The following is a 15523-nucleotide window of genomic DNA, read 5'->3' as shown; positions in this document are numbered from 1 at the left end:
CATGTGGAGGACTCCATGACTGGACATGAGAAAGGTGTACCGATCCTAGAAATGCGCCGCGACAAGCGCGTGGATCCCGAGCACCGAATGCGTCTCGACGCGGCGATTCATCGCCAGGGTCGCGGCTGGTTCACGGGCCGCGACGGCGGTCGGCCATGGCAACTGTCACGCACCAATCGCGTGGTCGCCTGCCTCGGCGCCTTGCTGATTCTGCTGCTGATTTCGCCGTTGTTGATCGGTCTGGCGCTGACCATCAAATTCACCAGCGAAGGCCCGGTGATGTTCGTGCAGAAACGCACCGGTTATCGCGGGCGCAAATTCGGCATGTACAAATTCCGCACCATGGTCGCCAACGCCGAAGAGTTGAAAGAGTCACTGCGTCACCTTAACAAGCACGGTGCCGACGCGATCGATTTCAAGATCGACCACGACCCGCGCATCACCCGCATCGGCGGTTTCCTGCGGCGCACCAGCCTTGATGAACTGCCCAACCTGATCAATGTAGTGACCGGAGACATGCGCCTGGTCGGCCCGCGTCCGACCTCGTTCAACGCCTACCGCTACAAGGACAATCACCTCGCGCGTCTGGCGATCTTCCCCGGCATGACCGGCCTGTGGCAGATCTCCGGACGCAGCAATATCGACTTCGACCAGCGCGTTGAGTTGGACCTCAGCTACATCGCCGAGCAGAGCCTTCTGCTTGATCTGAAGATTCTGTTGAAAACCCCCTTCAAAGTATTCAGCGGCCACGGAGCAAGCTAATGGACGGTTCAACCAACAAAAGCCTGAGCATCGCCACCCCCAGCGAATCGAACCTGACCTCGACCGTGCTGGATCTCGATCTGCGGATCCTGTTCCTGACCGCCGCCAACCCCGGCTCAGGCACCACCACCAGTGCGCTGGCGCTGGCCAGCCAACTGGCGCAAATGAGCAGCGGCCAAGTGCTGCTGGTCGATGCCAGTCAGTCGGCGAGCAATCTCACCCAGCAGTTGAACCTGAGCAAGGAGCGCGGCCTGCGCGACTTGCTGTTCAACCCGGACAAACCGCCGCTGTTGCAGGACTGCGTAGTGCAGGTCTCGAGCCTGCCGTTCCACGTGCTGCCCAACGGCCGGCCGATCCGCACCCTGGAGCACCTGACCGCCGAGCGTCTGAGCCCGTTGCTTGATCAATTGGGCAGCCAGTACCGCTTTGTGGTGATCGATGGCGACGCGGTGTACTCCGACGCCGACACGCTGGTCATCAGCACGCAAGTCGATGGCGTGGTGCTTGTCGTACGCGCCGAAGACACTCGCTGGGAAGTCGCGCAAGCCGCCGTGCAACGCCTGACTCAGGCCGGGGCAAAAGTGGTCGGTAGCGTGTTCAACCGGCGCAAGTACTACATGCCCAAATGGCTTTACAAAAACCTGTAAGCGAACGCAAAGGATGACGCCATGAACGCCAAAATGCTTGTCCTGCTGTTGCTGCCGCTTGCAGGCTGCTCCAGCAATTCCGACACCCGCAACATGCCGGTGAATATCCTCACCGCGACACCGGCCAATGCGCAAGCCACCGACATGCCGAGGGTCGAACAGACCCTGCGCCCGAAAGATGTGCTGGATGTGATTTTCCACATCAGTACCAGCGGCTCGGACGCTTACCGCGTGCAGTCGGGTGACCAGATCGGCCTGAACTTCACCGCTGCCAGTCAGCTCAACGGCACGCAACTGGTGCTGCCTGACGGCACCATCGAACTGCCGGGCGCCAACACCTCGGTGAAAATTGCCGGACTGACCAGCGACGAGGCGCGGCAGGAAATCCAGCGCGCCTATCAACGCAAGCAGCTGTTCCAGCCCAACCGCAATCAGCTCTCGGTGCAGATTCTGAGCCCGCTGAGCAACGAGCAAAACCTCAAAAGCGCGCTGAACCACCCGGCCACTGGCATGAGCCGCGAAATCACCGTTGGTACCGATGGCTATGCGAGTTTTCCGGAAATCGGCGCTGTGCCGCTGCAAGGCATGACCGTCAATCAACTGGAAACCTTCCTCAACAGCAAGTACGCGCAACTGCCAGGACGGATGACGGTGGATGTGCTGCTGAAATCCACCGCTGGCAACGAGATCTACGTGCTCGGCGAAGTCGCTCAACCGGGCTCGTACCCGATCCGCCGGCCGGTGTCGGTGCTTGAGGCGCTGACCCTGGCGCGCGGTACCAATGTCAAGGCGCGTCTCGATTCGGTAGTGATCATGCGGCGCAACGGCAATCAGGTGCAGGCCATGAACTACGACGTCGAGAAAGCGCTGTCGGGCGATGCGCCACAGATCGCCTACCTGCAACCGGACGACATGCTCTACGTACCGAAAACCAAACTGGCCAGCGCCGGCGAACTCGCCCGCCAACTGGCCGATGTGGTGCTGTTCCAGGGCGTGGGGTTCAGCTTCGGCTACCGCGTCGACAACAAAGGCAGTGACAACTGACTCTCAGGTGAACGACATGAACCCAAAAGAAAATTACCTGCACGAGTTCTTCAGGATTTTCTTCGCCAACAAGCAAACGGTGAAGCGCATCTTCCTGATCTTTGCAGTGATCGCGCTGTTGCTGCCGCTGTTGCTCAAACAGAGCTTCGATATCACCGCGCAGGTGATCGTGCAGTCGAAAAAACTCTCCCAGGGCGATGCGACCACCTCGTTGACCCAGGACAACGCCACTTTCATTCCGCCATCGCTGGCGGACATGGAAACCGAAAGCAATATCCTCCGTTCGCCGGCGCTGATTCGTCAGACCATCAGCGAACTGCGCGACCAGGGTCAGTACAACCCGCCGCCGGGGATGCTCAGCAAACTGGCCGAACCGTTCAAGCGTTATGTCAGCACGCCGCTGCGCGAATACGTGATCAATCCGCTGCGTGATGCACTGAGCATGGAAACCGATCCGGTGCGCGACACGGTGCTGGATGGCTTGACCCAGGAAGCCATCGACAATCTGAAGATCGAAACCCTGCCGGGTTCCAATGTCATCTCGATCGTCTACAGCTTCCCAGATCCCGCCCAAGGCACGACGTTCGTTGCCACGCTGTTGCGCAACTATCTGGTCGATCGTCAGGCCTTGCAATCGATCGAGCTGCCGCAATCGTTCTACGAGACCAAGAAGCATCAGTATCAGGTCCGCCTCGACGGTCTGGAAGGCGCACGGTTGAGCCTGCTGGAAAGCGTCGGTTCGTCCGATCCGAAAGAGGAAATCACCTTTCGCCTCAACGCGATCAACACCGAAGAGCAGGCACTCAACCTCTATCGCGATCGCTTGCTGCAAAGCCAGCGCTGGCTCGATTACCTGAAAACCAGCCTGGCCAGCGCCAACACCAACAAACTCAATGACTACACCTTTCCGTTCACCTTCACCACGACAGTGGACAACATCGCGTTCGAAGACCGCGAGATCCGGCAGATGGGCGAGGCGCTGACCACTCAGGTCAGCCGCTATATGAACGACCTGGCGATCTTTCAGCCCAGCAGCGAACCGATGTTGCTGGCCCGCGAGCAAATTGCCCGCACACGCCAGCAATTCCTCAAAGTGGTCAACAACCGCATCCAGGAACGCACGATCGACCTGTCGGTGGTCAGCCAGGTCATCGAGCAGAAAACCGCGCGCATTGCCGAGTTCAAGAATCGCATCCATCAATTGCAGCAAACCCAAAGCAAGCTGCGCCAGATGGACACCGAGATCGGCGCATTGCACGCAGCGTTCTCAACCTATGCGCAACGCTTTGCCGAAAGCAGCACGACGCGCGCGCTGGATAACGACTTGTCCAACGCCCGTGTCTTGAGCCCGCCGTATGAACCGACCGAGGCGGCGTTTCCGAAGCCGATGCTGATCATTCCGTTTGGTCTGCTCACCGGACTGCTGCTGGCCATTGCCTTCGTCTATGTACGTGAGTTCTTCGATCACCGCTTCAAGCATCCTGCGCAAATCAGCCATGAACTGGGCCTGCCGGTGCTGTTGGTGCTCAACGAAGAAACGTCGCAGCAGGGCAATCCGCACAAGAACTGGACCGTGCCGAGCCTGGTTCACTGGGTGCGCAATTGAACGCGGCGTCCACCCCGTGCGTCGCCCTGCCGATCATTCATTTGCTCAGCAGCGGCGGCTTCTACGGCGCCGAGCGGATGTTGCTGGATCATTGCCTGGCGACGCCGGGGCAGCATCAGGTGCTGTTCCTTGACGCGCCAGCAGAGCTGATCGAGCGCTTTCGCCAGGCCGGGGTGGACGCGCGCGGCTGTGCCGGGCTCGGCGGACTGCTGAGGCACTTGCATCAGCGTCGTGGTGACAAGCCGTTGCTCAACACGCACAACTTCAAAGGGCTAGTGTTCGGCTGGGTCGGCGCCACTGTGTTGCGCCTGCCGCTGGTGATCACTCAGCACGGTTTCACCCCGCGCAGTCGCAAGCAGAAGTTCTACACCTGGCTAAGCCTGCAACTGTGCCGCACGGCCTCGGTGAAGCGGGTGGTCTGCGTCGCGCAAAGCATCGCTGTGCTGCACCGTCAGGCCGGCGTCCGTGCAGAGAAATTGCAGGTGATTGCCAACGGTTTGCCAGCGGCGCCAGCGCTGCCGCCGGCGCTGGAACGACAACGCTGGCTGGTCGGTTACGTTGGTCGGTTGAGCAGCGAGAAAGGCCCGGATCTGTTTCTCGATGCGCTGATTGCGTTGTGTCACCAGCATCCGCAACTGGACGCCGTGATGCTCGGTGACGGTCCGGAACGTGAGGCCTTGCAGGCGCGTATCGATGCTGCCGGTTTACCACAGCGGATTTGCTTGCCGGGCTATCAGACGGCGATGCAAGGCTGGTGGCAGCAACTCGATGCGCTGGTGATCAGCTCGCGCACCGAGGGTACGCCGATGATTCTGCTTGAAGCGATGCAGGCCGGGGTGCCGGTGGTGGCGTTCGCGGTCGGTGGCATTCCCGATGTCTTGCAGGACCGTCACAACGGCCTGCTCGCCGCACCGACCGACACCGCCGCCCTCGCCCGTCAGCTCGACACGTTGCTGGCCGAACCGCAGCTGGCCGCACACCTACGCGACAACGCCAGACGCACACAACAGGAACGCTACGACCTCAAGGCTTTGGCTGAACGCTGGTCGCAGCTGTACATCCACACGGCACGGGAGGCACGCGCATGATTTTCCCGCTCTCGATCGTCAGCCTGCTGGCACTGGTCTGCATGGCTTTGCTGGTCAGTCCTTATCCGTATCTGGCGCCGGGGGCGGTGTTGGGGCTGCTGGGTTTCACGGTGCTGTACCGCAAACCGTCGTGGGGCCTGCTGGGCATTGCCGCGCTGGTACCGTTTGAAGGGTTCTTCAAGGACAGCGCGTTATCCGGGAGCAAATTGATCGGTGCTTCGCTGGCGCTGATCCTGGCGTTGCAACTGGCATTGCATCAGATTCCATCGCAGCGCCTGCGCAGCAATCTGTGGCGCTACCTGATCGGTTTCATGGCGCTGTACCTGCTGAGCCTGCTCGCCACCGACAACATGGGCATGTCACAGAGTCATCTGCGTGAACTGAGCGTGGGCCTGATTCTGTTCGTGATCACCTTGTTGGTCGGCCGCGAGCTGAACCTCGATCTGTTCGCCCGGCTGGTCACGCTCAGCGTCAGCGCGACCTGCGCGATGGCGATGTTTTCCAGCCGATTCCAGGACAAGGGCCGCGCCGCCGGCCTGCTCGAAGACCCGAATGCCTTTGCTCTGCTGATCGCCTTCGCCGTGCCGCTGGGCCTGCTGCTGGTGATTCGCAGCCCGAACCTGCTGCAGCGTTTGTTCTGGGCGGGCTGCTGCCTTTTGCTGCTCGGCGGCATGACCAAAACGGAGTCGCGCTCAGGGTTGGTGGTACTGGCCTTGAGTCTGGCGATCGGGGTCTGGCATTACCGCCAGCACCTCAACCGCATCCGTCCGCGGCATTTCGGATTCGCCATGCTCGGCGCGGCCATCGTGCTGCCATTGGCGATTTATGCGATGCCTGCCGGTTACCTGGCGCGCATCCAGTCGCTGAGTATCTTGAGCGCCGGGGCCAAGGCTCAGGATGAATCCCTCGGCCGTCGCGCCTCGTACATTGTCGTCGGCAGCCAGATCATCCGCGAGCATCCGCTGCTCGGCTCGGGCCCCGGGACCTTCCCGCTGCACTATGCAACCACCGGTTACGCCAAGGCATTCTCGGCCAACCGCAAGATCGGCGACCTGTATCGCCGGGCGCATAACACTTATCTGGAGATCTTCAGCGAATTGGGGATTCCCGCCGGCCTGCTGTTTGTCGGCATGCTCGTGCAGGGTTTCTACAACCTGATCCGCGCACGACGCGAATGGCTGCAACGGCGCGAATGGCAGCACGCCGACCTGATGACCCATCTTGGAATGAGTTTTCTGTCGTTGACTTTGTTTCTGATGTTTCTCAGCGCGCCGAACCTGAAGTACCTGTGGATCATGCTTGCACTGACCTGGGTGCTGCGCCTGAAAGCCGAGCAAGCACCGCTGACGGAGGCCAGAGCATGAGCCGGATCAGCATTGTCATTCCGATGTACAACGAGGCACGGCACATCGGCCGCACCCTCCTGGCCGCCCGCAAAGCCGCGAACGCCGCCGACATCGACTGTGAACTGATCGTCGTCGACAACGGTTCCACTGATGACGGGCCACAGATCGCCCGCGCCTTCGGCGCACAGGTGCTGGTGCTGCCCGGCCTGCTGATCGGCGCTTTGCGCAATCGTGGCGCAACGGTTGCCAGCGGTGAATGGCTGGCGTTCATTGATGCCGATATCGAAATGCCCGAAGACTGGCTGAGCGAATTGTTCGCTCTCGAAGCGCAGAATCAGGGCGACATTTTTGGCCTGGATCTGCACACCCCCGCCGCCGCGCCGTGGTACGCGACCGCCTGGCAACGGCGCATGTTGCGTCCATCAGCGCACGCCAGTCGCACCGTGGACTGGCTGCCCAGCGCCAACCTGTTGATGCGCAAACGCTGGTTTGACGTCGTCGGCGGATTCAACGAAACCCTGCGCACCGGCGAAGACAAGGAATACACCTTGCGTCTGAGCACACAGGGCGCACGGCTGCTGTCGACCAGTAACAGCATCGCCCTGCATTGGGGCTACGAAATGAACTGGCGCGAGTGGATGGGCAAGGAGCTGTGGCGCCAGGGCAGCCACCTGCAGTTGCTGCGCACCCATGGCATGAGCCTGCGCCTGCTGCGTTTTCCGCTGCTGTCGTTGCTGGTCTGGATGACGGATTTTCTACTGATCGTTGCCTTGCTCGCCGGCCTCGCGCAGCTCGCGATGATCCTGCTGGTGCTGACCCTGCTGCCGAGTCTGGCGCTCAGCGTGCGGCAGAGTATCAAGCATCACAATGCTCGCCTCACCTTGCAGCTGTGGGGTCTGCACTGGTTACGCCTGCACCTGCCCAGCGCGGCCCTTGTTCTCAGTCTGTGTCATTGGAACGCCAGGAGGCCCGCCCGTGGCTGAATTCATTTTTTGCCTGTGCCTGCTGCTGCCGGCGTACGCCTACATCGGCTATCCGCTGCTGCTGACCTTGCTGGCGCCGCTGTTCCCGGCCTGGCGGCACGCGCCGGCGCCGCCGCTGAACGTCAGCATCGTCATCGCCGCGCACAACGAGGCGCGACACATCGAGCACAAGTTGCGCACCCTGCTGGCCCAGGATTATCAGCCCGCCACGCTGCAGATCATTCTCGCCAGCGACGGCTCGAGCGATGACACCGTGGCCTGCGCGCACAAAGTGATCGATCCGCGCATCACCGTCCTCGACCTGCCGCGCCAAGGCAAAGCCGCCACACTGAATGCCGGCGTCGCCGTGAGCAGTGGCGACATTCTGGTGTTCACCGACGCCGATAACCAATGGTCGCGCGACACCCTCGGCCATTTGCTCGCGCCATTGAGTGATCCGCAGGTCGGTGCCTGCGCCGGGCACATGGTGATCCCGGTCACCGGTGGCGGCCTGAGTATTGGCGACAGCCTCTATCGGCATTACGAAGGCTGGTTGCGCCGGGTCGAGAATCGCACCGGCTGCATGGTCTCCGCCGACGGCGCCCTGCTCGCCTTGCGCCGCGAGCTGTTCCAGAACGTACCGGCCGAGGTCAACGACGACTTCTTCATCAGTACCTGCGCGCCGGTGGCGCACAAACGCATCGTTTACGTACCCCAGGCGCAAGTGATCGACCAGGGCGTCGACGAAGCGGGCAAGCAATGGCGCCGCCGCCAGCGGGTCACCGTCGGAGGCCTGCAAAGCCTGGCACAACGCAGCGCACTGCTGAATCCGTTCAAGTACGGCCTTTATTCCATCGCGCTGATCAGTCACAAACTGATCCGCCGCCTCGCGCCGATTCTCTTGCTGCCGCTGCTGCTGAGCAATTTCTGGCTGTGGAACGAGCACGGTTTCTATCGCCTGAGCCTGATTGCGCAATTGCTCGGCTATGCGGTGGCCATCGCCGGCCTGCTGGATTCGCAACACCGTTTGCCGAAACCGTTCCGCCTCGCGGCGTTCCTGCTGGTGACGCTGGCCGGCATGAGCGTCGGTCTGTGGCAGTTCCTGCGCGGGCAACGTTACGCACAGTGGAATCCTGACCAGAATCGTTGAGAGGACTCATGCCATGGCGATCAAACAACTGCTAAAACGCACCAGCGGCTGGCTCTATCTCAACTCGTCAGTGGGCCGCAACCAGTTGCACGGCGCCGGGGTCATTCTGATGCTGCACCGGGTACTGGCCAACGACCGTGCCGCCAACCTCCCGCACCGCAATGAACTGTGCGTCGGGCCCAAGGCCTTCGAGCATTTACTGCTGTGGCTGCGTCGGCATTTCGATTGCGTGCCGCTGATGGAAATCCTCCAGCCCAATTCGCTGCGCAGCGAGCGCCCACGGGTGGCGCTGACCTTTGATGACGGCTGGCGCGACAACGCCGTCAACGCCTTCCCGCTACTGCAGAAACATCAGGTACCGGCGAGCATTTTCCTCTCCACCGATTTCATCGGCAGCCGTCAGCGTTTCTGGTGGGAAAGCCTCGGCGAAACCCTGTGGGGCAGCCACGGTGAAAAAGCGCGGATGCACTTGATCGAGTGCCTGCAGTTCATGCATCACCCATTGCCGGTATTGCTCGATGACATCGATGTCGACCGCCGCAGCCTGGCGCTGCTGCATTTCCTCCAAGGGTTGAAGACGCTTGACCCGCAGAAACTGGAAAAACTCACCGATGAGTGCCCAGCCGAATCACAGCCGCAAGCGCTGGACTGGCATCAAGTGCGCGCGCTGGAGGCTTCCGGTCTGGTGCGCTTTGGCCCGCACGGTGCCAGCCACGCCATCCTCACCGGCCTGGATGATCAGCGCCTGAACGAAGAAATCAGCCGCAGCCGTGATGCCTTGTACAACGGCTGCAACCGCCCGCTGCCGGTGTATTGCTACCCCAACGGCGACAACGATGAACGCGTGCGCGAGCAGATCGCCAATCACGATTATCCGTTCGCCCTCGGCACCGGCACCGGCATTTATCGCGGCGAAGGCGACCCGCTGAACCTGCCGCGCTTCGGCGTCAGTCAGCGCATCGCGTGCAATCCGGCGTTGTTGTCGTGGCGCATTTATCGCGGGGCACGGCCATGAGTCGCGGTAGCTACCTCAAGCATCTGGCCCTGAGCATGGGCACCAAACTGGCAATGATTGCCTTGCGCCTGCTGCGCAATGTGTTGCTGGCGCGGATTCTCGGCCCGAGTGAACGCGGTTTGTTCGCCCTGCTCAGCACCCTGCCGGACCTGATCAGCGCGGCGACCAGCGGCGGCTTGAATTCGGCAGTCGGTTATCAAGCGGCCAATCAGCGGCCGATGGGCTTGTTGCTCGCTCAGGTGTTGGTGTTCGGCTGTGTTCTGGCCGGGCTGCTGACCTTGCTGGTGGTCGCGCTGGCCCGTGAGTTCGGCAGCGAACTCGATGTGACGATGCAGCTCGGTCTGCTGGCGTGGCTGTTGCTGCTGGCGGTGCCGCTGACCGTGCTCAAAAGCGGTCTGCTGACCTTGCACAACGCATCGGGTGGCGTGGTTGCCTTCAATGTTCTGCGGCTGATCGAATCCCTAGCGCCGCTGCTGTTGTTTGTTGCGCTGTTCTGGATGTGGAAAGAGGCAGCACTCGAAGCCGCGCTGATCAGTTGGCTGGCCGGCATCAGTCTGGTGGTGCTGGTCGGCTGGATGTGGCTCAAACGCGCACAACCGCTGCAACTGCAATGGGACCGTGCGAGCCAGAACGAGCTGCTGCGATTCAGTGCGCGCAGCCATCCGGATCTGCTGTTCCAACAGATCATTCTGCGCTCCGACTACTTGTTTATCGGCGCCCTGCTGGGCAGTACCGCGCTCGGCCACTACGCCATGGCCAGCGCCGCCGCCGAACTGCTGTTGATCGTTCCCGAAGCGGTGACCACGCCGCTGATGAAGCGACTGCTGCAACAGGACAAAGGCATGGACAAGGTCACTCCGCTGGCCCTACGCCTGACCGCCACGGTGATGCTCGGCGCCTGCCTGACCATGGCAGTGATCGGCGAATGGTTGATCGTCACCCTGTTCGGCGCCGCGTATCAACCGGCGTATCCGGCGCTGCTCGCGTTGCTGCCCGGCCTGCTGGGCCTGTGCTATGCGAGCATTCTGCGCCTGGATCTGATTGGCAAGGATCGCCCCGGCACGGTGTCGTTGCTGATGGGCATCGGCGCGCTGCTCAACCTGGCGCTGAATCTGCTGTTGATTCCTGCCTACGGCATTGTCGGTGCAGCGGCGGCCTCATCAATCGCCTATCTGGCGGTGACGGTGGCGATGCTGGTGCTTTATTGCCGCTTGAGCAACGTGCCGTTCTGGCAAACCTTGATCATCCTGCCCAGCGACATCACCCCGATGTGGTTGATGCTGCAACGTCGGAAGACAGCATGAAACGCCTGGCCCTGCTGTTCGGACTCGGCCTGACGCTGGACGCCTACGCGGCGTCGATGCGCTGGGGCGATATCCGCGACGGCAGTTTGTATCTGCAAGCCGATCGCGCGGACACCGTGACCGTCAGCTGGGTGCCGGCGTGGCAGGCCGAAGCTAACGAAGAGCATCTTTACCTGCTCGACGGTCAGGGCAAGTTGCAGGGCGAACGGTTGATCAAGGCCAATGAAACCCGTGGCAGCCAGAGCTGGCCGCTGGCACCTGGCGCTGCGAGTTATCAACTGGAGATTCCCGGCTACAGTTTCCGCGGTTACCGGATCGAACATGACGAAAAAACCGTGGCGCTGTTTGCCCCGGCCAAGGTGCATTTCAGCGCGGAAGTATGTAACGCCACTGAGCTGTATTTCAGAGTCGCACCCGGCGAACACGCGGTGCTGGCCGGCAAGTTCCATGGCGGCGTCAGCGGTTTGCAGGCACAGCGGGTTGGCGATGGACAGCAACTGTCATTGGCACTGAAACCCTATCGTGCCTATTGGCAGTTCGATCAAGTCGCGCTGCCCGTCAGCGAACAACCGCAGGTCTGGCGCCTGCGTCTGCAAGGTAGGGGCAAAGCCGCATTCTGGCTCGATGGCACGGCGAATCTGTTTGCGCAGAATCCGCAGCAGCTCAAACCCTTACAGTCAGAACCGGGGCAGACGCGTCTGACCCTGCACGACAAAGTCCTCGGACGCACGCCGGATCTGGGAATCGCACTGCCTTACCTCGTACCGCCGGCGGCCAGTCACGCCGTACTCGATGCCTTGAAACCCACCGCTGCGAGCTACTACAGCTTCGTTGACGTCACTGCGAAGAATCCACATTTCGAAGACGCGTTCCGTCAGCTTTATCAAAATCGCTTCGGCATTCGCCAGGACATCACCCTGCTCGCCGGTACCGGGCGTCAGGCCGATCTGCGCGCCGATGGACAAAGCAACAGCGGCCTCGACGCCTGGCTCGCCGGCACCCGCGCCCTGGGTGGCAAAGGCACGCATTACATCGGTTTCGCCGACGAGCCTAATCTCAACTATTCAAGCTACGAACAATACCGGGCGATCTTCAGCAGCATGGCGCGGCAGGTGCGCAGCGACCCAGCCAACGCCAAGGCCGGCGTGCGCATCGCAATGCCGGCCAGCTCGCGGCTGGTCAATGGGCCGTTCACCGAAAACGCAGCGGACAAGCGCGGCATCGATTGGGCGCGGCGTTTACTCAGTGAATCCGCCGATCAGGTCGATGGATTGGCCTGGCATGAATGGATGATTCGCGACCTGCTCGCGACCCGGGTCTACCGCGACAGCGTGCGCCGCGCAGCAGACCTGGTGGGGCTGGACGCTAACGGTCAGCCACGCAAAGCGTTGCTGCTGGATCAGACCAATCTGTCCAGTGGCTCAGCCCTGAGCCCCTACGATCAGGAAACCCATTACACCGCGCTGTGGTGGGCCTCGGTGGTCATCAACGCTTCTCAGGATGGCCTGCTGAGCATGCTCAACTGGTTTCAGGCCGCCGACGAACCGCCCTACGGCAAAGGCATGGTGCGCATACATGACGATGGTCGCTTCGAGCTGAAACCGGTGGGCCTTGCCCAGCAATTCATCGCCCGGCATTGGCTGCCGCAAGTGCTGCAACTGGATAACGACGCTTTTGAGGTGGATGTCCTGGCGATGGCCGGCGACGAGCAACGCGCACTGCTCGGGGTGAACAAGGGCACGCGCCTGCAACGCGTTGATCTGAGCGGTGCCAAATGCCCGCTGAAGCAAAGCGCCTTGCGTTTCTTCGGCGCTGACAATCGCAGCCGCGACATACCGTTTGCCTGCGAAAACGGGCGCGTACGTTTCGAATTACCAGGGCAAACCCTGTTTGCCTTGAACTGGAGCGCTTCATGAACCGCCCTTCGATGTTCTGCCCCGCGAGCCTCTTGCTGTGCGTGGGACCTTCAACAGGAGAAGAGACCATGGATGTATTGCGAAGACTCTGCGGACATATCCGTCGTAAAGGCCTGCGAGCGACCTTGGCGAAGATCCGCAGAATGTACATTTTTGCCCATCAGGAACTGCTGTGGATGGAGCGCGATCTGGTCAGCCCCGTGCCGCCACACAACCTCAAACCTTATCCGCCGCTGCGCATGCTGAAGATCACCGCAAACAACGCCAGTGCCTTTACCCGCTACTTCGGCAACCGCGTCGGCGTCATGGCGGAACTGGCCAGTGACGGTCACACCGGGCATATGCATGTCGACGACAAAGGCGATGCCGTGGCGTTTATCTGGGGCACACCGCGCGACTATTTCGATCGGCATTACTACCGTTGCAGGTTCCCGGTTAAACCCGGCGAATTTTTCGAGTTCGGCGGCGAACTGACTCGTGCCTACTGGGGCACCGAATTGTCGGTAGATCTGCAACTGCGCCTGTGGAAAGCCATGGCCGCCCAAGGCTGCCACACAGTGGTCGATGTCTGTGACTCGAGTAACGTCCCGGCGCTCAAGCTGCACCTGCGCATGGGCTATACCGAACAACAGCGGATCATGAATATCTACACGCTGTTCGGCCGCTGGCGCTTCTATCGCGAAACCCGCTACAGCGGCTCGCGTCTAGCGGCGCTGGGTAAAACTTCCCGTCCACCTGTCAAAGCAACGGCGGCCTGAACCCATGGTGATGCGATTCGAATGGCGCACCTCCCTGTGCGCTGCCGACTTCCCGGCAACAGCCTACGAGGCATTGCGCCTGCGCGTGGCCGACCACACGCCGTTCAACAACCTTGGCTGGTTGTGCGCGGCAGAGCAGGCCCTGGGCGAGGATCAGCGCCTGCACGTTCTGCTCGGCTGGGAAGCCGAGCAATTGCTGCTGTGCCTGCCACTGGTAGCCAGCCGCGAACGCTTCGCTGGCGTACCGTTTCGCGTTTTGCATCACTTGGGTTATCCAATGGCCGATCGCCTGGCCCTGCTGTCGTTGCTCGGCCGCGAAGACATGCACAAGGCGCTGGTGCTGATCCGTGAGCATCTGCCCCATGCGCTGCTGCAACTCAATGAACTGTCGGAACCTGCCGGTGAAGAAAGTGCGCTCACCGAATGGATGGCGCGCAGTTCCACGGCTGAACGGCGCCTGAGTTGCCGGGTGCCGGTGCATCTGATCAGCGATGCCGATCATCAGGAGATCTCCGGCGACCCGCGCTACAAGTTGCGTCGGGCGCGCAAACGGATTGCCGCATGCGGTGCGCAAGTGCGGCGAATCACCGCCGATGCGCTGTCGATGCCTACGATTTTGGAAGCGCTGCAGGAAGTCGAGTCGGTCAGTTGGAAAGGTGACGAGGGCGTCGGGATTTTCGCCACCGAACGCAGTCGTCAGTGGATGCAAAGCGCTTTCACCGCCCTCGCCGCTCAAGGGCTGGTGCGGGTCGTGACGCTGGAGCTGGACGGCCGCTGCATCAGCTATCGCCTCGGCCTGCTCGAACAGGGCCGGCTCTACGATTACAACCTGGCGTTTTTGCCGCAGTACGCCGACCTCGGTAGCGGCCGGGTGTTGCTGGAGGAATGGATTCGTTGGGGGCTGGATGAGCACTGGCGCTGGATCGACGCTTCGCGGGTCAGCCTGGAAAACTCCAGCCATCAACTGCACGAACGCATGACCGGGCAACTGGAACACTGGCGCTGGAGTTTCTACTCATGGCGCCCAAGCGGTCTGCTGCTGGGCCTGGGGCTACGCCTTTGGCACCACGTCAAGCCGGCCCTGCAAAAATGGCGCGCACCGCGTGCCGGCAACTCGACGGCGGCGAACACATCCGAAATTCAACCGGCAACACCATCCAACACACCTGGGCTAGCGCCTCGGAGGGCATCATGAGCGTCATCGAAAATCTGCTTCTGCGCATCAAACAAAAAGGCCTGCGCCGCACCCTTGGCGCGCTGTGGAAACGTTACGTGTTCGCTCACCGTGAATTGCTGTGGATGGAGCGCGACCTGGTCACACCGATTGCCCCGAACAAACTGCGCCCCTGTGAAGGTTTGCGCAGAGTCGACATCACCGAGGACAACGCCATGGCATTCGGCAAGTACTTTGGTGACCGCGTGGAGACCATGGCCGAACTGGCCGCTGAAGGGCATACGGGGCACATGTACCTGGACCCGGACGGTCACACCGTGGGGTTCGTCTGGGCCAGTACTCGCGACTATTACGACCGCCACTTCTACCGCTGCACGTTCCCGGTCAAGCCCGGTGAATACTTTCAGTTCGGCGCGGAAATTACCCGGCACTATTTCGGCAGTAGCTTGACCGTCGATGCACAGACCGCACTCTGGCAAGTCATGTCTGCCCGAGGCTTTAAAAAAGTCGTGGATATCTGCGACAACGCCAATGTACAGGCGCTGAAGATGCATATTCGCCTGGGCTATCAGGAACAAGGGCATATCACGCATGTTTACGACCTGTTCGGGCACTGGCGTTTCTTCCGGGAATCGAACTACAGCAACTCGAGACTGGAGGCACTGCGCAAGCCGGAAAGACCGGCAGTGACGGTGGCGGCGCAGGCTTGATTCAGTCTGGATATTTGTGGCGGCTTTGATGCCGCCATCGC

At 61.3% G+C, this 15523-nt stretch carries 14 protein-coding genes; all 14 read left to right on the top strand.

The window, feature by feature from the left end; all coding sequences use genetic code 11:
• Positions 1 to 15 precede the first annotated feature (15 nt).
• The 14 genes from CKW17_RS13480 (at position 16) to CKW17_RS13415 (ending at position 15482) form a co-directional block, all read left to right on the top strand.
• A complete protein-coding gene (locus CKW17_RS13480) occupies positions 16 to 762 on the top strand; it encodes a sugar transferase (RefSeq protein WP_095120196.1) in 747 nt (248 codons plus the stop codon).
• A complete protein-coding gene (locus CKW17_RS13475; RefSeq protein WP_038369597.1) occupies positions 762 to 1409 on the top strand; it encodes a CpsD/CapB family tyrosine-protein kinase in 648 nt (215 codons plus the stop codon). Before CKW17_RS13480 ends, CKW17_RS13475 begins: the two co-directional genes overlap by 1 nt.
• A 21-nt stretch (positions 1410 to 1430) precedes the next feature.
• The gene (locus tag CKW17_RS13470; protein WP_038369600.1) at positions 1431 to 2453 is read left to right on the top strand and encodes a polysaccharide biosynthesis/export family protein; all 1023 of its coding nucleotides are present in this window, start codon (positions 1431 to 1433) and stop codon (positions 2451 to 2453) included.
• A gap of 16 nt (positions 2454 to 2469) precedes the next feature.
• On the top strand, positions 2470 to 4059 hold the full coding sequence (locus CKW17_RS13465) for a Wzz/FepE/Etk N-terminal domain-containing protein (protein WP_095120195.1): 1590 nt from the start codon (positions 2470 to 2472) through the stop codon (positions 4057 to 4059).
• Entirely contained in the window at positions 4056 to 5147 is a 1092-nt protein-coding gene (locus tag CKW17_RS13460) for a glycosyltransferase family 4 protein (protein ID WP_095120194.1), read from the top strand. The genes CKW17_RS13465 and CKW17_RS13460 overlap by 4 nt, the downstream gene beginning before the upstream one ends.
• Entirely contained in the window at positions 5144 to 6511 is a 1368-nt protein-coding gene (locus CKW17_RS13455) for an O-antigen ligase (protein ID WP_095120193.1), read from the top strand. The genes CKW17_RS13460 and CKW17_RS13455 overlap by 4 nt, the downstream gene beginning before the upstream one ends.
• Positions 6508 to 7476 (top strand): glycosyltransferase, encoded by a 969-nt coding sequence (locus CKW17_RS13450; RefSeq protein WP_095120192.1) that lies wholly within the window; start codon positions 6508 to 6510, stop codon positions 7474 to 7476. Before CKW17_RS13455 ends, CKW17_RS13450 begins: the two co-directional genes overlap by 4 nt.
• Entirely contained in the window at positions 7469 to 8605 is a 1137-nt protein-coding gene (locus tag CKW17_RS13445) for a glycosyltransferase (RefSeq protein ID WP_095120191.1), read from the top strand. The genes CKW17_RS13450 and CKW17_RS13445 overlap by 8 nt, the downstream gene beginning before the upstream one ends.
• A 13-nt stretch (positions 8606 to 8618) precedes the next feature.
• Positions 8619 to 9620, top strand: a complete 1002-nt coding sequence (locus CKW17_RS13440) for a polysaccharide deacetylase family protein (RefSeq protein WP_095120190.1) — start codon at positions 8619 to 8621, stop codon at positions 9618 to 9620.
• Entirely contained in the window at positions 9617 to 10924 is a 1308-nt protein-coding gene (locus tag CKW17_RS13435) for an oligosaccharide flippase family protein (RefSeq protein WP_095120189.1), read from the top strand. The genes CKW17_RS13440 and CKW17_RS13435 overlap by 4 nt, the downstream gene beginning before the upstream one ends.
• Entirely contained in the window at positions 10921 to 12840 is a 1920-nt protein-coding gene (locus CKW17_RS13430; protein WP_095120188.1) for a hypothetical protein, read from the top strand. The genes CKW17_RS13435 and CKW17_RS13430 overlap by 4 nt, the downstream gene beginning before the upstream one ends.
• A gap of 68 nt (positions 12841 to 12908) precedes the next feature.
• Positions 12909 to 13598 carry a GNAT family N-acetyltransferase gene (locus CKW17_RS13425; RefSeq protein WP_095120187.1) on the top strand — a complete coding sequence of 230 codons (690 nt, stop codon included), beginning with the start codon at positions 12909 to 12911 and terminating at the stop codon, positions 13596 to 13598.
• 4 nt (positions 13599 to 13602) lie between these two features.
• A complete protein-coding gene (locus tag CKW17_RS13420; protein WP_095120186.1) occupies positions 13603 to 14793 on the top strand; it encodes a GNAT family N-acetyltransferase in 1191 nt (396 codons plus the stop codon).
• Positions 14790 to 15482, top strand: coding sequence for an N-acetyltransferase (locus CKW17_RS13415; RefSeq protein WP_095120185.1), 693 nt, complete (start codon positions 14790 to 14792; stop codon positions 15480 to 15482). Before CKW17_RS13420 ends, CKW17_RS13415 begins: the two co-directional genes overlap by 4 nt.
• Positions 15483 to 15523: the final 41 nt, after the last annotated feature.

Source organism: Pseudomonas sp. Irchel s3f10, assembly GCF_900187515.1.
Classification (GTDB): Bacteria; Pseudomonadota; Gammaproteobacteria; order Pseudomonadales; family Pseudomonadaceae; genus Aquipseudomonas; species Aquipseudomonas tensinigenes.
This window is presented reverse-complemented; position numbering and strand designations above follow the sequence as displayed.

Coding starts and splice junctions, on each gene's coding strand:
- CKW17_RS13450 (WP_095120192.1), top strand. CDS start 6,508: ATGAGCCGGATCAGCATTGTCATTCCGATGTACAACGAGGCACGGCAC.
- CKW17_RS13465 (WP_095120195.1), top strand. CDS start 2,470: ATGAACCCAAAAGAAAATTACCTGCACGAGTTCTTCAGGATTTTCTTC.
- CKW17_RS13435 (WP_095120189.1), top strand. CDS start 9,617: ATGAGTCGCGGTAGCTACCTCAAGCATCTGGCCCTGAGCATGGGCACC.
- CKW17_RS13475 (WP_038369597.1), top strand. CDS start 762: ATGGACGGTTCAACCAACAAAAGCCTGAGCATCGCCACCCCCAGCGAA.
- CKW17_RS13425 (WP_095120187.1), top strand. CDS start 12,909: ATGGATGTATTGCGAAGACTCTGCGGACATATCCGTCGTAAAGGCCTG.
- CKW17_RS13455 (WP_095120193.1), top strand. CDS start 5,144: ATGATTTTCCCGCTCTCGATCGTCAGCCTGCTGGCACTGGTCTGCATG.
- CKW17_RS13480 (WP_095120196.1), top strand. CDS start 16: ATGACTGGACATGAGAAAGGTGTACCGATCCTAGAAATGCGCCGCGAC.
- CKW17_RS13430 (WP_095120188.1), top strand. CDS start 10,921: ATGAAACGCCTGGCCCTGCTGTTCGGACTCGGCCTGACGCTGGACGCC.
- CKW17_RS13415 (WP_095120185.1), top strand. CDS start 14,790: ATGAGCGTCATCGAAAATCTGCTTCTGCGCATCAAACAAAAAGGCCTG.
- CKW17_RS13470 (WP_038369600.1), top strand. CDS start 1,431: ATGAACGCCAAAATGCTTGTCCTGCTGTTGCTGCCGCTTGCAGGCTGC.
- CKW17_RS13440 (WP_095120190.1), top strand. CDS start 8,619: ATGGCGATCAAACAACTGCTAAAACGCACCAGCGGCTGGCTCTATCTC.
- CKW17_RS13420 (WP_095120186.1), top strand. CDS start 13,603: ATGGTGATGCGATTCGAATGGCGCACCTCCCTGTGCGCTGCCGACTTC.